The organism is Polyangiaceae bacterium (assembly GCA_015075635.1).
Lineage (GTDB): Bacteria > Myxococcota_A > Polyangia > Polyangiales > Polyangiaceae > JADJKB01.
On sequence record JABTUA010000001.1, the window covers coordinates 826,516 to 842,493 of the forward strand.

17 protein-coding genes and 1 other RNA gene are annotated in these 15,978 nt (G+C 69.5%); 11 read left to right on the top strand and 7 right to left on the bottom strand.

The genetic code is table 11. The features are described from left to right. Positions 1-453 precede the first annotated feature (453 nt). Positions 454-2,226: a trypsin-like serine protease gene (locus HS104_03860; protein MBE7479115.1), complete on the bottom strand. Its 1,773-nt coding sequence runs from the start codon at positions 2,224-2,226 to the stop codon at positions 454-456. Between the two features lie 204 nt (positions 2,227-2,430). Between HS104_03860 and HS104_03865 the strand changes: the two genes are divergently transcribed. Beyond that, positions 2,431-2,838 (top strand): hypothetical protein, encoded by a 408-nt coding sequence (locus tag HS104_03865; GenBank protein ID MBE7479116.1) that lies wholly within the window; start codon positions 2,431-2,433, stop codon positions 2,836-2,838. Between the two features lie 113 nt (positions 2,839-2,951). Here HS104_03865 and HS104_03870 read toward each other — a convergent pair whose 3' ends face one another. Together HS104_03870 and HS104_03875 are read right to left on the bottom strand one after the other, a co-directional pair. Next, positions 2,952-4,493: a cysteine--tRNA ligase gene (locus tag HS104_03870; protein ID MBE7479117.1), complete on the bottom strand. Its 1,542-nt coding sequence runs from the start codon at positions 4,491-4,493 to the stop codon at positions 2,952-2,954. A 15-nt stretch (positions 4,494-4,508) separates the two neighbouring features. Continuing rightward, positions 4,509-5,276, bottom strand: a complete 768-nt coding sequence (locus HS104_03875) for a rhomboid family intramembrane serine protease (protein MBE7479118.1) — start codon at positions 5,274-5,276, stop codon at positions 4,509-4,511. Between the two features lie 82 nt (positions 5,277-5,358). Here HS104_03875 and HS104_03880 point away from each other — a divergent pair, with 82 nt between their 5' ends. The 7 genes from HS104_03880 to HS104_03910 all read left to right on the top strand — a co-directional run bounded on the left by HS104_03880 (position 5,359) and on the right by HS104_03910 (position 9,356). Continuing rightward, positions 5,359-5,847 (top strand): hypothetical protein, encoded by a 489-nt coding sequence (locus HS104_03880; GenBank protein MBE7479119.1) that lies wholly within the window; start codon positions 5,359-5,361, stop codon positions 5,845-5,847. Positions 5,848-5,850: 3 nt separating this feature from the next. Continuing rightward, the gene (locus HS104_03885) at positions 5,851-6,693 is read left to right on the top strand and encodes an ABC transporter permease (GenBank protein MBE7479120.1); all 843 of its coding nucleotides are present in this window, start codon (positions 5,851-5,853) and stop codon (positions 6,691-6,693) included. Continuing rightward, positions 6,693-7,040 carry a hypothetical protein gene (locus tag HS104_03890; protein MBE7479121.1) on the top strand — a complete coding sequence of 116 codons (348 nt, stop codon included), beginning with the start codon at positions 6,693-6,695 and terminating at the stop codon, positions 7,038-7,040. Before HS104_03885 ends, HS104_03890 begins: the two co-directional genes overlap by 1 nt. A gap of 75 nt (positions 7,041-7,115) precedes the next feature. After that, positions 7,116-7,658, top strand: a complete 543-nt coding sequence (locus tag HS104_03895; protein MBE7479122.1) for a MerR family transcriptional regulator — start codon at positions 7,116-7,118, stop codon at positions 7,656-7,658. A 7-nt stretch (positions 7,659-7,665) separates the two neighbouring features. After that, positions 7,666-8,103: a DUF2203 domain-containing protein gene (locus HS104_03900; protein MBE7479123.1), complete on the top strand. Its 438-nt coding sequence runs from the start codon at positions 7,666-7,668 to the stop codon at positions 8,101-8,103. A 3-nt stretch (positions 8,104-8,106) separates the two neighbouring features. Beyond that, positions 8,107-8,682, top strand: a complete 576-nt coding sequence (locus HS104_03905) for a GTP cyclohydrolase I (protein MBE7479124.1) — start codon at positions 8,107-8,109, stop codon at positions 8,680-8,682. Continuing rightward, on the top strand, positions 8,679-9,356 hold the full coding sequence (locus HS104_03910) for an SDR family oxidoreductase (GenBank protein MBE7479125.1): 678 nt from the start codon (positions 8,679-8,681) through the stop codon (positions 9,354-9,356). Before HS104_03905 ends, HS104_03910 begins: the two co-directional genes overlap by 4 nt. Positions 9,357-9,367: 11 nt before the next feature. Here HS104_03910 and ffs read toward each other — a convergent pair. Beyond that, positions 9,368-9,456: signal recognition particle sRNA small type (ffs, locus tag HS104_03915), an RNA gene on the bottom strand. A gap of 91 nt (positions 9,457-9,547) precedes the next feature. On the opposite strand from ffs, the gene HS104_03920 reads away from it, so the two are divergent. Further along, complete coding sequence (locus HS104_03920) at positions 9,548-10,312, top strand: hypothetical protein (GenBank protein ID MBE7479126.1); 765 nt, start codon at positions 9,548-9,550, stop codon at positions 10,310-10,312. A 13-nt stretch (positions 10,313-10,325) separates the two neighbouring features. Next, positions 10,326-11,741 (top strand): hypothetical protein, encoded by a 1,416-nt coding sequence (locus tag HS104_03925; protein MBE7479127.1) that lies wholly within the window; start codon positions 10,326-10,328, stop codon positions 11,739-11,741. A 4-nt stretch (positions 11,742-11,745) separates the two neighbouring features. Here the strand turns inward: HS104_03925 and HS104_03930 are convergent, their stop codons facing one another. After that, positions 11,746-12,123 (bottom strand): hypothetical protein, encoded by a 378-nt coding sequence (locus tag HS104_03930; protein MBE7479128.1) that lies wholly within the window; start codon positions 12,121-12,123, stop codon positions 11,746-11,748. Beyond that, entirely contained in the window at positions 12,120-12,416 is a 297-nt protein-coding gene (locus HS104_03935; protein MBE7479129.1) for a hypothetical protein, read from the bottom strand. The genes HS104_03930 and HS104_03935 overlap by 4 nt, the downstream gene beginning before the upstream one ends. Positions 12,417-12,501: 85 nt before the next feature. On the opposite strand from HS104_03935, the gene HS104_03940 reads away from it, so the two are divergent. Next, positions 12,502-14,412 (top strand): hypothetical protein, encoded by a 1,911-nt coding sequence (locus tag HS104_03940; protein MBE7479130.1) that lies wholly within the window; start codon positions 12,502-12,504, stop codon positions 14,410-14,412. An 11-nt stretch (positions 14,413-14,423) separates the two neighbouring features. On the opposite strand, the gene HS104_03945 is transcribed toward HS104_03940, so the two are convergent. Beyond that, a complete protein-coding gene (locus HS104_03945; protein ID MBE7479131.1) occupies positions 14,424-15,977 on the bottom strand; it encodes an acyl-CoA carboxylase subunit beta in 1,554 nt (517 codons plus the stop codon). Position 15,978: the final 1 nt, after the last annotated feature.

The following is a 15,978-nucleotide window of genomic DNA, read 5'->3' on the forward strand; positions in this document are numbered from 1 at the left end:
TCCGAGCAGGCGCTGCAAACTGCGGCGACATCTAGTGCCCCTCGTTCCGAGGTGTCCCCTCCACAGGACGGACCCGTGGCGAACGCAAGGAGCAACGGCCACCGCCTCACGTCCCCGGCTCCAGCTCGATGGTCACGTGGCGCGGTCGCGGGCCACATTCGTCAGCGAGAATCGTGATCGACACATCCTTCGTCGTGAACCCGACGCGCTCTGCCCTAACGAGGAACGTCCCCGACCGGCCCCGAAGCCCCACGTAGGTACACGAGATACTGGTAGCGAGTTGCTCGTTGTGGGAGTCAGCTGAGGCGGTGACAGTCGCGTCACAAATGGGCTCTCCGACCGAGGCGTCCACTACGCTCACCGTCAACGCGTAAGCGTTCTCGTCGCAGTCCTTGGAACCGCAGCTCGGGCCAGACGCTGCGGCCGTGAGAATCCACACGGCCCACCGCGCGCTCACGGGTGCCACGCTCCATCCCACCACTTGTTCGCGATCGTGGTCGATGCGGTCTGAGCCACCACTTCCAGGTGGTTCACGCCAGCGGATGCTGCCGCGAGAGCGATGACGTCCCCCGTGAGGAGGTCGCACCGCCACGCCGTCGGCGAAGCCGGCCACCACCCTGTAGAGACGTTATATGCCTTCGTGCAGACGCTGCCGGAAACGCGGTCCCGGAAGAACAGGTCTATTTGCCCGTACGCCCTGGAAATCGCCACGACTGGGCCTTTGGGGTCTCCTCCCAGGTACTGAGGTCCCGCCCAGCTAGAACCGTCCCACCACACGTGCATCACCTGATTCGTCGACACGTCTACACCGTACACGTCGAGGTGAGACGAGCCCCACGACACCACCGCGGGAGGTTCCGACGTCGCAGTAGCCGCAAATGGCCCGCCGCTGTACCAACTCAGGAGGTTCGGCCACCAAACAGCGCCAGCGCTCCGGGCCTTCGTAATGATACGGTTGGTGCCGCGTTCGCGAGCAAATATGTCGAGCTGGCCGGGGCTTCGCGACACGGCAGCAATCGGTCCGATGACATTGCCACCGATCTGCAAGGCACCGCTGGGCCAGCTCCCTCCGTTCCACCGAATCGCGATCGTGCCAGCACTGACCGATGCGAAGACCCAGAGTTCATTGGTGGCGGTTGCAAGGCCGGTGGGCGACTCGGTGATCGGAATGTTCAACGAGTGCCAAGCACCACCCGCTGATGGCCACCAGACACCTTGGCTGTTCACGGCTTTCGTCACGACGCTGCCGGTCGTCGCGTCGCGTGCGAAGACGTCCGTCTGCCCCGGAGCGCGCGACACAGCCGAAATCTGACCAGAAGTGTTGCCGCCGATGTTCGTCTGACCCCAAAGCCATCCACTTGCAGTCTTCCGCTTGGCGTAGACAGGGTTCCCGGTTGTGCCGTTTCCTGCCGTCCAGGCGAACAAACGAAGCTCACCATCATTCGTGTCGACCAACGCGGGCGCCGCCACGAACCCGGCGCTGCTCAACCCATTCCATCCGCCCAAGGCGCCCCACGAAGAATTCTCTATTGGGTCCAGGGGGTCCCCAAGTCCAGCCTGTGCGTATGCGATGATCCGATCACATGTCGTCGGCGTGACGATCCGGATCCCATTGGGGGTCCCATCCGAGAATCGGCCCCGGTGCATTGCGATCAAACCAACCGGATTCGCGGCAAGCCAGAGACCGGTGCCGCTGTTTCCATCGTACGTCGGGGCATCGTGAAACACCCGCCACACCCCCTCCCAGTACACCATTCCCTCCAGCCACCACTGTTGCGCGCAGTTGAACCCGGCGACGTCGCATGGGTACCCATAGCCGAAGAAGTCATCGCCCGTGATTTGACCTCCGCGAAATAGCCCCGCAAATCCAGTATAGTTTCCGAGCTCCCTGTCGATGGTGATGACAGCGTAATCGTGCTCCTTGTCTCCGTCGTAGTACCACTCGTTTGGCATCATGGCGCGCGTCCACCTCGCCATGCCGTAGGGCATGTAGGTTTCGTCAAGCCCCGGCACGACCCACACGCTCGACGCGACGGCACCTCCCGACGCGATACAGTGACCATTGGTCAGAACGCTTCGACTGCCGATCATGGTCCCGCTGCACATCCCAAGATTGGTTGAGACGTACACACCTACTCTCGCCCTCCAGTGGGAGGTGTCGTACCCGGTGGTCCTCGACGATGCTTGCTGAACCTGGGCGATGTCCGCTTCCGGGTCGGTTTCCACGTGCTCCGCACCACTTGGAGCCAGGCCTTCAAATGGCGATGACACCAACTGTGGGGTGGGACTTCCATCAACGTCGTCCTGACTGCGGAACCCCGTCGGAGGCAGGGCCCATTCCGATGCTCGTCCGCCAGGGCGCACGACAGTCGCCGTCTCTCCCCCGGGACGTCTTGGCACGTCACTGCGAATCACCGCGCCCCGTTCGACGTGAGCGACTGGTCGCTGGTTGCGGAGCTCCTCGGGAAGCACGGCCCGCGGGTCACCACGGTCGAGCGGAAAACCATGGCCCTGCGGCAGCGCAGCATCCGTGGCTACCTCACCCCCACAAGCGACCACCGCGAAAGCGACGGCTACTGCTGCGTGCTGCGTGCTGCGTGCTGCGTGCTGCGTGCTGCGTGCTGCGTGCTGCGTGCTGCGTGCTGCGTGCTGCGTGCTGCGTGCTGCGTGCTGCGTGCTGCGTGCTGCGTGCTGCGTGCTGCGTGCTGCGTGCTGCGTGCTGCGTGCTGCGTGCTGCGTGCTGCGTGCTGCGTGCTGCGTGCTGCGTGCTGCGTGCTGCGTGCTGCGTGCTGCGTGCTGCGTGTGTACATATCACCCTCCCGTCGCGTCAAGCGCTGAACTGAGAAGAAGATAGCGGAACCTTGAACGGCCGTCGATGTCGCCCACTCGCCGGCATCTTTCGGGGTGTGAGCCGTCGGGATTCTCACTGCTTCACGCATGAACCTCTCAAGTCACGCCTCGACGGTCCAGTCCGTCCCGCTCGTCCCGTCACGCAGGCTCACGCCACGGGCCGCCAGCTCCTGCCGAATCGCGTCCGCGCGCGCGAAGTCCTTGCCCTGACGCGCGGCCGTGCGCTCGGCGATCTTCGCCTCGATGTCCTGTGCCGAGAGGCCCCGCAGGCGCATGCGCCGCTCGCGCGTGCGCGCGGCATACGCCTCCCGGCTCACCTGCAAGAGCCCGAGCTGACGCCCGAGCGCCTCGATCAGCCCGAGGGCCTCGGCGCCCACGGCGCGGGCCCCGGTCACGAAGGCGGCGTCCTTCCTCCGCTTCTGTGCGAGGTCGCAGACGTCGTTGCCCAGCCGCGCGAGCTCACCGAGCTCTGCCAGCGCCACGCTGGTGTTCAGGTCGTCGTCCAGCGCGTCCTGCGCGCGCTGCATCGCCTTGCCGAGCGCGATGCGCGGCTCGGTGAGCTCCGGCGCGAGCTTGTCCGGCACGCCGGAGGCCTCGGCGGACAGCTCCGCCAGCCGCCCGAGCGTCGCGTACACGTAGTCCACCCGGCGCTCCGCCTCGTCCACGCCCGGGAACACCACGCGCCCATCCTCGAGCTTGTCGGTGTCGAACTGGATCGGCCCGCGGTAGTGAACCGTCATCAAGAACCAGCGAAAAGCCTCGGGGTCGTTGCGCTCCAGCACGTCGCGCACGGTCACGAAGTTGCCGAGCGACTTGCTCATCTTCTCCTTGTCCACGTTGACGAAGCCGTTGTGCATCCAGGCCCGGGCGAAATCTCCGCCCTCGGGCTCCGCCGCCTCGCTCTGCGCGATCTCGTTCTCGTGGTGGGGGAAGATCAGGTCCATGCCGCCGGCGTGGATGTCGAAGCCGTGGCCCAGGTACTTGCCGCTCATCGCCGAGCACTCGATGTGCCATCCGGGGCGGCCGTGACCCCAGGGGCTCTTCCAACCCCACTCGTCCTCCGGGGCGCCCTTCCAGAGCGCGAAGTCCAGCGGGTCGCGCTTGGTCTCGTCCTTCTCGACGCGGGCTCCGCTCACCAGCTCGTCGATCTTGCGACGCGACAGCTTGCCGTAGCCGGGGAAGCTGCGCACCGAGAAGTACACGTCCCGCGTGCCGCCCGGCATGTCCACCACGTAGGCGGCCCCGCGCTCGACGAGCTTCTCCACGATGGCGAAGATCTCCGGCAGGTGATCGCTGACCTTCGGCTCGTGGGTGGGGCTCTGGCAGCCGACGGCCCCGATCTGCTGGCGGTAGACCTCGGCCATGCGCTGGGAAAGGGCCAGCGGCTCCTCGCCGTTCTCCTTGGCGCGGGCCAGGATCTTGTCGTCGATGTCCGTGATGTTGCGCACGTAGGTGACGTCGAAGCCGCGCGCTCGGAGGTGGCGCACCAAAACGTCGAAGGCGATGGCCGAGCGCGCGTGGCCCGCGTGTGGCACGTCGTAGACGGTCGGACCGCAGCAATAGACGCCCACCTTGCGGTCTTGCCGCGGCTCGAGCGGCTCCACGTTTCGGCTGAGCGTGTTGTAGATGCGGACCTGGGTCATCGCGGGTCGGGGAATCTACCACACCCAAGGGTCGCGTCGCGGGCCTCCCCGGTACTCGCCGGCGCGCAGGCGCGGCTCTCTCGGACGGCGGAAGCCGTGCCAGGCCGGCGCGGAGCGCCGCGTGCGCCCGAACATGAAAGGACGGATGGCGAGCAAGCCGAGCAGGAAGCCGCCCAGGTGAGCGAAGAAAGCGACGCCGCCCGAGCTCTCGCGCGAGAGCGACGCCACGCCGCGGAGCAGGTTCCACACGAACCACTCGCCGACCACGAACCACGCCGGGAAGACCAGCAGCACGCCGAACACGAACCAGAGCGGGAACACCGGGTTCACCACCACGATGGGCGCGCGCGGGAAGAGCACGAGGTACGCGCCCAGCACGCCGGCGATGGCGCCCGAGGCGCCCACCATCGGGATGGTGCTCGCGGGGTCGATGCCGATCTGCGCCGCCGCCGCGGCCAGGCCCGACGCCAGGTAGAACAGCAGGTAGCGCCCGTGCCCGAGCGCGTCCTCGACGTTGTCACCGAAGACGTACAGGAACAGCATGTTCCCGAGCAGGTGGCCCCAGCCCCCGTGCAGGAACATGCTGGAGAGCAGGGTGATGGAGTCCGCCGCGGGGTCGGACAGAAAGCGCGCCGGGACCAGCCCGTAGCCCGACAGCACCCACGTCCCGCCGCCCTTCAGTACTGTCCACTCGACCAGCCAAGCCGCGACGTTCGCGAGGATCAACGCCGTGTTCACCAGCGGGGTCGAGCGCCGGGGGTTGTCGTCGCGGATCGGGATCATCGGGGGACGGAGGCCAGAGTAAGTCCGGGTCGGACCCCGCGCGACCCCCTCCACGGCCGAGCGATGCTAACGTCGGCGTCCCATGCCGGCGCGCCCGCTCTCGCTGCTCTTCGGCCTCGTGGCCGCGGCCTGCGCGAGCCAGAGCTTCGACGGCCAGACCTATCGGAACGGCGAGCTCGCGTTCCGCGTCGGCCCGGTGCCCGCCGACTGGCAGGCCATCGAGGCGGACAATACGCTGATCGCGTATCGGGATCGCAGCAGCGCCGCCACCATCGCGGTCAACGGCCGCTGCGGGAAAGACGGCGACGACGTGCCGCTCGAGTCGCTGACCCACCACCTGTTCCTGCACTTCACCGAGCGCCAGGTGCAGAGCCAGGACAAGCTCTCCCTGGACGGGAGGGACGCCCTGCGCACGGTGCTCTTGGCCAAGCTCGACGGGGTCCCCAAGCACTTCGTGGTGGTGGTGATCAAGAAGGACGGCTGCGTGTACGACTTCCTGCGCATCGGCAGCGACGACTCCGGCAGCGAGGCGTTCGAGCGCTTCGTGCGCGGTTTCTCCACCCTGAGCTGAGCCATGAGCGACGCCTCCGACACCGAGCCCACCTCTGGCCGCGCCAGCATCTTGCCGCGCCCGGTCGAGGAGCCGGCGTTCTCCCTGCGCATGCTCGGCTTCCTGGAGCACCTTGGGTTGGTCGCGCACATGGTCGCGCGCACCACCCGCGCGCTCTTCAAGCGGCCGTTCGAAGGTCGCGCGATCCTGACTCAGCTCGAGTCGCTCGGCGTCAAGTCGCTGGGCATCGTGGTGGTGACCAGCATCTTCATCGGCATGGTCATGGCGGTGCAGTTCGCGTTCGGCCTGCGCAAGTTCGGCGGTATGGAGTACACGGGCCGCGTGGTCGGCCTCTCCTTCGCCCGCGAGCTCGCGCCCACGCTCACCGCCGTGATCGTCGGCGGTCGCATCGGCGCCGGCATGGCCGCGGAGGTGGGCTCCATGGCCGTCACCGAGCAGATCGACGCGCTCCGGGCGCTGGGCGCCGACCCCTACAAGAAGCTGGTCTTGCCGCGGGTCTTCGCCGCCATCCTGGTCATGCCCGTGCTCGGCGCCCTGGCGCTGGTCCTGGGCTTCACCGGCGCGATGCTGATCACCGACTTCCAGTTCGGCATCCCGTCGAGCTTCTTCTTCTACAGCGCGCTCGGCACGGTCACGATGAAGGACTTCGTCAGCGGCATGATCAAGACGCCGTTCTTCGGCGCCATCATCGCCCTGGTCGGCTGTCACTTCGGCATGATCACGCGGGGCGGCACCGAAGGCGTCGGGAACAGCACCACCCGCACGGTGGTGGTGGTCTCCATCTCGATCCTGATCGCCGACTTCTTCTTGACCAAGGCCTCCATCGCGCTCATGCCCGGCTTCTGATGCGCGTCTCCTGGTTGGTCGTCCCGCTCTGGCTCGGCACCGCGTGCGGCTCCGACGACCAGAACCGCCCGCCGGAGTTCGTGCCGGACGCGACGACTTCGGCGCCCCGCAAGTGCGAAGAGGTCCGCGCCGGGCAGGTGGTGAACGGAGCCGTCTGGTACGACGGCGAGCCCGCCGCGTGCGGCGCGGACGGGATGCAGTGCCCGGTGTTCGACGTCGCCGCGTTCGCCGGCGTGTGCAAGGTCGGCGCGCCCAACGCGATCTGCCAGAACGGTCGCTGGGTGGTGTCGTGTCACCTCGACGCCGGGCTCGCAGACGCCGCGAGCGGCGACGCCGCCGGCGAGTGACGTAGGCAAAATTGTCGCGGCACGCTGCTTGACAAGCGTGGTCGCCCTTCTACTCTTCGCTAGGGAGTGGGCCCAGTGACCACAGCCAAGCCGATCCGGGTCTCGACTCGACGCCGCGCGCGTCCCGAGGCGCGGCGCAAGGACGGCCTCCTGACCACCGGCGACATGGCGCGGCTGTCGCAGAACACGCTGCGCACGGTGCGCTTCTACGAGGAGGCGGGGCTCATCGAGCCCCTGCAACGCACCGGCGGCGGACACCGGCTGTTCCCCATGCGCGAGCTGCGCAAGCTGCTCTGGATCAGCGACCTGCGAGCGGCTGGCTTCGCGTTGGAAGAGATCCGCGAAATGCTCGAGCTGAAGTGTCGGCAGCGCTCGGGGTCCACCGCCTCGAAGCAGGTGGTGGCCCGGCTGAAGGAGCACGTCGATCTCATGAACACGCGAATCGCGCTGCTCAAGCGGCTCTCGGCGGAGCTGGAGGCGGCGCGCACGCACCTCACTGCCTGCACCCGTTGCGAGGACCCCGCGTTGTTCCCCGCCTCCTGTGGCAACTGCGTGAACATGAAGTGCAACGGCAACCTCCCCGACGCGCTCGGCGTGCTTTGGGGCATCGACACCTGAGGCGATGGTGGCGCTCCCGCGAGTCTTCACCCCGGCCGAAGTGGACGCGCTGATCCCGCGCCTGACGGAGCTCGTCGCGGAGCAGCTCCGCCGCCAGAGCGTGGTCGAGGAGGGCCTGGCGGAGCTGGCTCGGGTGGCGGGCGGGCTGCCCGCGACCATCGAGCCCACCGACGACGACTCGCAGGACATCGTGCGGTTGAAGGTCGAGCTGGCGGGCCGCATCAAGTCCTACGACGACGGCTGGCGCGAGGTGCAGAAGCTCGGCGCGGTGGTCAAGGATCCGCAGATCGGTCTGCTCGACTTCTACGGCAACGTGGACGGCAAGCTGGTCTGGCTGTGCTGGCGCTACGGAGAAGAGTCCCTTCGCTACTGGCACGAGCTCGAGTCCGGCTACTCCGGCCGGCGCCCGCTCCGTGCCGACACCCGCGAGCGGCTCTGGAACTGAGGCATGGACAAAGCCGCCGCCGAGCGAGCCATCGCCGACTTCCTTCGCGCACTGGGGCGCGATCCGAGGCTCGAGCCCGAGTTGGCGGAGACGCCCAAGCGCGTCGCCGAGGCGTTCGCAGACGAGCTCCTGACCGGGTACGCCACGGATCTCTCGGCCTTGCTCGCCGACGGCTCGCCGCCGGCGAAGTCGAGCCCGGGCATCGTCGTGGTGCGGCACATCGCGGTCGCCACGGTCTGCCCGCACCACCTGTTGTCGTCGCTCGGACACGCCACCGTGGCCTACCGCCCGGGCAAGCGCGTGCTGGGGCTCGGCACCATCGCGCGCCTGGTGGACGCCTGCGCACGGCGGCTCGCGCTGCAAGAGCAGATCGGCGAGCAGGTCGTGTCCTCGCTGGTCGAGCTGGGCGGAGCCCGCGGCGCGTTCTGCCAGATCACGCTGCGCCACAGCTGCCTCAGCGCGCGCGGCTCGCGTCAGGCCGACGCCACGGTCCGTACCCAGGCGAGCGCCGGTGACCTGGCGGATCCCGCCAGCGCGCGCGAGCTCGATCTGGCGCTCCGGGCGGAGCTGTCTCCGTGACGCTGGCGCTGGTCACCGGAGCGAGCCGCGGCATCGGGCGCGCGACGGCTCTCGCGCTCGCCGCGCGCGGGGTCGAGCTGATCTTGCTGGGGAAACCCTCCGCGCGTTTGTCCGAGACGACCGCCGAAGCCTCGCGCCTGGTGCGGGTGATGATCGAGCCCTGCGACCTCGGCGATCGCGACGCGGTCGAGCACGCGGCGGCGCGCTGCCTCGCGCACGGCGTGCCGGACGTGCTGGTCAACAACGCGGGCGTCATCGCGCGCGCGAGCGTCGAGGAGACCTCCGCCGCGAGCTGGGATCAGCAGCTGGCGGTGAACCTGCGCGCGCCTTTTCAGCTTGCGCGCGCGTTCTTGCCGGCGATGCGCGCGCGCGGCAGCGGCCGTATCGTCAACGTCGGCAGCATCTCGTCCACCCTGGGTTGCCCGCGCGCCGCGGCCTACGCGGCCTCGAAGTGGGGCCTGGTCGGCTTCACCAAGAGCCTGGCCGGGGAGCTCGCGGACAGCGGGCTCTCGGCCGTGGTGCTGCTGCCAGGCTCGGTGGACACCGACATGCTGGAGGGCAGCGGCTTCCCACCGCGCATGAGCGCGGCCGACGTGGCGAAGACCCTGGTCCACTACGCCCTCGACGCCCCGCTCGCGCACAACGGCGCGGTGATCGAGATGTTCGGCGTGTGAGCGCACAAAAGGGGAAAGGGCCCGCCACACCCGCTCTCCTCCTACCGTTGCTGCCTTCCGGCCCTGGCGGGGTTCGAGGTGCGCTGTTGGCGAGCCCACACGTTGCGGACGCCGGTTACCTAGCGCGGGGGGCCCAGCCTGTAAAGGTCGCTCGACAAGCGCAGCCGTCGGGCCCACGTTCTCCCGGTCCCATGCTCACTCGCCTCCGCTCCTCGATCCTGCTCCTGGGATCCGCGGCGCTCGTCGCCGGCGCGCTCCACCAGGCGCGCGAGAACGCCTGGTGGCTCGTGGTGCCTCTCTTCGCGGTCGGCGTGGTCGTCGCCTGGTTCGTGCTCCGGGCCGCCGGCAAGCGCCGCGTGCGCCGCATGTTGGTCGAGGGGCGCGCCGAGGAGCTGCTCGAGCTCTGGCACGACTCGCTCAACAGCCTGCCCCACGCGGAGACCACGGTGCCGCTCCTGCACGCGACGGCGCTGACGGCCAGCGGGCACACGGATCGCGCGCGCACCGCGCTGACCCACGCCTCCCGCGGCAACGCCTGGCCCGCGGCTTACGAGCACCGCTTGCTGGTCGAGACGCTGCTCGATTCGTTCGAGGGCGAGCGTGGTGCGGCGCTGGAGAAGGCGGAAGAGCTGCGCAACCTGCCGCTGCCGGCCGTCGGGGAGGAGCTGCGCGGACGCGTTGCCCTGCTCAGAGAGGCCGTCGGGGCCGTGGCCCGGGCCTTCGCGCATCAACCGGAGGCTCGCGACGCCGCGTTGCTCTGGGAGGCAGCCCGTAGAAATGCCCTCATCCACTGGCCGCTGCGCTACGCCGCCGCGGTGGTCTGCATCGACCGCGGGCAGAAGGCGGAGGCGCGCGAGCTCTTGGCGAACGCCCCCGCGTGGCCGGAGGACTCCGCGTTCCGCTCTTTTCACGCGGAGCTCACGGCTTACGCCCACGAGCAGAGCAGCGTAGACTAGCCGCCCACATTCCATGGGCAACCCACACGACCCGACCAAGCCCGGCGACGTGCCGGACCTGGATCTCGGGCCCCTCGTTCCGCGTCGAGCGGAGACCGCGAAGCCTGCGGCGCCCGCCGGGCCCGCTCCAGCGCCGAGACCCGCTTCAGGTGGCGGCGCGTTCGATCTCTTCGGCGGCGGCTTCGACGAGGATCACTTCGGCAGCGGCTCCGGCGTCTCGGACCTGCACGGGCAGACCGCGTCGAGCGGCGCTTACGACAGCGGTTCCATGGATCTCGACGACGACGAGCAGCCAGGCGGCCTCGGGCTCGAGCTCTCGTCGTACCGCCCGCCGGCCCCGGAGGGCGCGACGGCGCCGCCGGGGGCGCCGACCGCGCCACCCACGGCTCCGCCGCCGCAACGCAGCCTGGCACCCGAGCTGCCGGCGGTGGACGCCAGCGCCGCCGGACTGCTCGCCCGCTACGGACCGGCGCCGAGCGCCATCTACCTCGCTCCGCTCTACGCCTTCCGGGTCTTCACCCGACAGCGCGAGCTCCGCGCGGATCTCGCCCGGCTGAACGGCGAGATCACCGCCCAAGAATGCAAGCTCGACGAGCTGTTCGCCGGCGTCGCCAGTGCAGCGCGCCCGGCGCTCGGAAACGACGCCCGCTTCGAGGCGGTGCGGCAGCTCGAGAGCATCGCCGGAGAACGCGGCGCGGCGCTCAGCCAGACCAACGAGCAGTTCAAGGCACAGAACGACCAGCTCGAGCAGCAGCTCGCCGCCGTGCAAGAGCAGCTCCCGCCCCTGGACGCGGAGAAGCAGCGCGCGACGGCAGCGGTGGCGGAGCGCGAGGCCGAGCTCGGCCGCGTGGTCGCCAAGCAGAAGCGCTTCCTGATCGAGGCGCGCTCGGTGAAGATGAGCGCGCTTCCGGCCGGCAGCCCGCCGAACACGCCGCTGCCGGCGGACGCGGCCGCGCGCATCCAGGCGCTGGAGTCCCAGGCCGCGGCGGTGCAGCCCGAGGTCGATCAGCACAAACACGCGCTGGCCGAGGCGCAGGCCGCGCTCCAGACCGTGCGCAATCACCTGGGCGCGCTGGGCCAGCACACGCGACGCATCCAGGACCAGCAGAAGGCGCTGGCGCGTCAGTTCCAGGGCCAGCTCAGCGCCGCGAACGCCGGCTTCTCGGACGCGCAGCGCGAGCTCACCAGCGCGCTCGCCGAGGTCGGCCGCGGGCTGGTCGCGCAGCGAGACGGCCTCTCGCTCGATCCCGCCGCGCTCGCGGCCATCGGCACCGGCGAGGCCAACCTGCGTCGCCTGACGGAGTCGAACGCCCTGCACCTCGCCGCGCTCGACGCCTACGACCGCGAGGCAGTGAAGAAGGGCTACCTGCTCGTAGCCGGCGCGGTCGGCTTGGTGGTGATCTCGATCGTGCTGGCGATCGTGCTCTGAACGCTCACACACCGAGGACGCGCACGGACGGGAAGTGCGCGCGGAGCGCCTCCAGGTCGGCGACGTCCGTCGTGTACACGACGTCGCCGCGAAGCGCCGCCGACGCCATGACGATGGCGTCGATGGTCGATGCGCCGCGAACGGCTGCCAGCGCTTCCCCCGCGACCCTGGCGAGCGCCACGGTCGGGATCTCGACGTCGATGAAGCGCAGGATGTTCTCCCGGAGGTCGGTGCGGCCGCGCCACCACTCGGCGACGACCGCCCACGGGACGTTGACCGAGACGCCCCGCTCACCCAGTCGCTCGTAGACCTGCAGCGCCCGCTGCCTCCGGCGCTCGATGGCGATGAGCACGCCGGTGTCGAAAGTGACACCTTGTCTCATGCGGCCCTGGAGCGGCGCAGCTTCTTCGCGTGGCGGCGAGCGTGTCGCCACCCCTCCTCGAGCTCCGCGTCGATCCGGGCTCGGTCGTCGTCGCCGAGCACGGACCCGCCCGCCCACTCGCGCACCTTCTCGAACGCGTCCCGGCGTTCGACCTCACGTCCGAGGTCGGTGATCAACGCCGACAGATTGCCGCCGTAGAGTCGGTCTGCGCGGCCGCGCAGGATCGCCTTCGTGCGCGGATCCACCGAGACCGAGAAGGTCTCGCTCGCTCCCTTCCGGCGCTTCTTTTTCATGCTGAGGTGTGTAGCAGGAAAGCGCAGAGCCGGCAAAGCGCGCTTCTCGTTCCCCCCGGCCGCGAGAGAGGCGACAATGCCCGCGATGCTCTCGGTAGCCTGTCCGAGCTGCGGCGCCCCTGCGCCGGTGTCGCTGGCGACGCCGGACGTCATCGCGTGCGGCGCTTGCCAGCACCAGGGCCCGCCGGGTCCCGAGCTGAGCCGTGAGCTCCGCGCGGCGGCGGAGGCGCTCTGGCAGGCGGACGCCGCCGACCGACAGCTCACGGGAGCGCAGCGTCTCAACGTGGCGAGCGCGCGCTCCTACTTCGTGTTCCTGTTCGTGGGGCTCGGCGTGGTGCTCTTGCCGCTGGTGCTGCTCGCGGGGGGCTGCGTCGCGCTCTTCGGGACGACGGAGTCCTTCGAGCCGGCCAGCCTGCTCTTCATCTTGGTCGGCACGCTGCCGCTCGTGCTCGGGCTCGGCGCCTCCTTCATGGCGCTGCGACACGTGCACCGCCGCGGCGTCGCGCTCGCCGAGCGCTGCGCGGCGGTGCCGCCCAGCGCCGAAGGCCAGCCGGCCCGCTGTCACGTCTGCGGCGGGCCGCTGGAGGTCCACGCGAAGCAGGGCATCGTGCGCTGCGGGTTCTGCCAGGCGGACAACGTCGTGTCCCGGAGCGTGCTCTCGCGGCTCGGCGCGAAGCGCCAGGCACGGGTCGGGCAGTTGCTCGAGCAGGTGCAGGGCGAGGCGCGCGCCCTCGACCGGAGCGCGATGGCCGCGGGCGGAGCGGCGTTCGCCACGGTGCTCCTCGGGCCCGTGGTCGGGTTCGTGATCCTGGTGTGCGTCGTCATCGCGGCGACGGCCACCGAGACGGGCCCGCTCCCCGACGCCGTCTACGCGCTGGCCCCGCACACGAACACGCGCTGCGTCGTGCGAGTGGTGCGCGCCGGCTCGGGCGAGGTGCTCCAGCACGGGACCGATCGACCCGTGGGCACCCCCGACCGCAGCGCGCTCCCGAGCGGTCTCGAGCGCATGCGAGGCGCGGATCTGGTCGGCCGCGAGCTGGGCCTGGAAGGCTCGCGCAAGGGCACGGTGAAGCGCCTCTACCGCACCCTCCTGGCGCGGAGCTTCGACTACGTGGAGCTCGAGGCCGACGGCCGGACCCAGGCCGAGCAGCTCTTGGGGAGGTGCGAGATCTCGGCCCGGCGCCGCACAGTCGCGTCCGTCCCCCTGCTCGACTCGGCGACGCGCATGCGCGCGGACGGCGATCGGCTGCTGGTCTCGGCCAAAGGACAGATCCTGAGCGTTCCGAAGGCCGGCGGCGCCCCGAGCCCGGTCCTCACGGTCGAGGGCCAGATCGTCGACTTCCAGCCTTCCGGGGCGAGCTTCGTCGTCCTTCGGTCCTCCGGCGCGACGCTGCTCGAGCGTCGCGAGGGCGAGCAGGTGGAGCAATTGGCCGACGATGCCCAGTGCTTCGCGCTCGACGGCGACGAGCTCTGGATCGGCAAGCAAGACGGGCTCCATCGTCGCAGCGCGAGCGGAGCGCTGTCGCGCGCCGACGCGTCGCCGTACGTGTCCCGCATCTTGGTGGAGAACGACGCCGTCTACTTCAGCGACTCGCGCGGCGAGATCCGCGAGCTCGCGAAGGCGTCTGGAACCGTGCGCGTGGTGGGCAAGCTGCTCGAGCCGCAGGCCATGGCGCGGGTCGGTCGGTATCTGTACGTGACCGACAAGGTGTACAAGGCGGCCTTTCTGCCGCTCGAGGGCGGAGAGAAGGTCACGCTCGACGGCATCAACTGGGCCCCGTCGGAGGTGCGGACCGACGGCCAAGCGGCCTACTTCGGCATCGTGACCAGCGGCCGGGGCGGTGTCGCCGCCGTCGTCCCGGGGGCCAAGGACCCGACCGGGGCTCGCCACTACGGCATCGACACGCGGGAGCCCAAGGCGTTCGCCGTGGACGGCGGCCAGGTGTTCTGGGTGGACGGGAGCAGCCTCTTGAGCGAGCCAGTGCTGCCTCGGTGAGCGTGGCGTCCCTAGAGCGGGATGTTCCCGTGCTTCCGCGGCGGGTTGTCCAGGCGCTTGTTCTTCAGCATCTCCAGGCTCACCGCCAGGCGCTTGCGCAAGATGCGCGGGTGGATCACCTCGTCCACGAAGCCGAGCTCGGCGGCCTTGTAGGGGTTGGCGAACTTCGCGCGGTACTCGGCGCTGAAATCGGCGCGGGCCTTGTCGCCGTCGGCGGCCTCCTCGATCTCCTTCCGGTAGACGATGTTGACCGCGCCGTCGGGGCCCATCACCGCGATCTCGGCGGTGGGGAAGGCCAGATTCACGTCCCCGCGCACGTGCTTGCTGCTCATGACGTCGTAGGCCCCGCCGTAGGCCTTGCGCGTGATCACCGTGAGCTTCGGCACTGTGGCCTCGCAGAACGCGTACAGGAGCTTGGCGCCGTGCACGATGATGCCGTGGTGCTCCTGATCGACGCCGGGCAAGAACCCGGGCACGTCCACCCAGGTCACGATGGGGAGGTTGAAGCAGTCGCAGAAGCGCACGAAGCGCGCGGCCTTGATGCTGGCGTCGATGTCGAGCACGCCGGCCAAGAACGCCGGCTGATTGGCCACCACGCCGACCGGCCGACCGCCGATGCGCGCGAAGCCGACCACCATGTTCTTCGCCCAGTGCTCGTGCACCTCGAGCAGGTGGCCGTCGTCCACCACCGCCGTGATGACCTTCTTCATGTCGTACGGCTTGTTGCTCTCGGCGGGCACCAGCGTGTCCAGCTCCGGCACCTCGCGGTCGATCGGATCGCGGGAGGCGGCCACGGGCGGATCCTCGGTGTTGTTCAGCGGCAGGAAGCTCAAGAGCTCGCGCACCTTGGCGATGCAGGCGCGATCGTCCGGCGAGGTGAAGTGGGCGACGCCGCTCTTCTCGGCGTGGGCGTGGGCGCCGCCCAGCTCCTCTTTGGTGACCTCCTCGTGGGTGACCGTGCGGATCACGTCGGGGCCGGTGATGAACATGTACGAGGTGTTCTCCACCATGAAGATGAAGTCGGTGATGGCCGGCGAGTACACGGCGCCGCCGGCGCAAGGCCCCATGATGGCGCTGATCTGCGGGACGACGCCGGACGCGAGGGTGTTGCGCAGGAAGATGTCGGCGTAGCCGGCCAGCGACTCGACACCCTCTTGGATGCGCGCGCCACCGGAGTCGTTGAGGCCGACCACCGGCGCCCCGACCTTCATCGCCAGGTCCATCACCTTGCAGATCTTCGAGGCGTAGGCGGCCGACAGCGAGCCTCCGAACACGGTGAAGTCCTGCGCGAACACGAACACGCGCCGCCCGTCCACGGTGCCGTGCCCGGTGACCACGCCGTCACCGAGGATCTTCTGATCCTGCATGCCGAAGTCGTTGCAGCGGTGGGTGACGAAGCGGTCGAGCTCGACGAAGCTGCCCGGGTCGAGCAAGAGCTCGATGCGTTCGCGCGCGGTGAGCTTACCGGCGGCGTGCTGCTTCTGGACGCGGGCCTTGCCGCCGCCTTCCAGTGCTTTTTCGTTCAGCGCGTCGAGGCGAGCGAGAGCGTCTTTGCCGTTGGACATG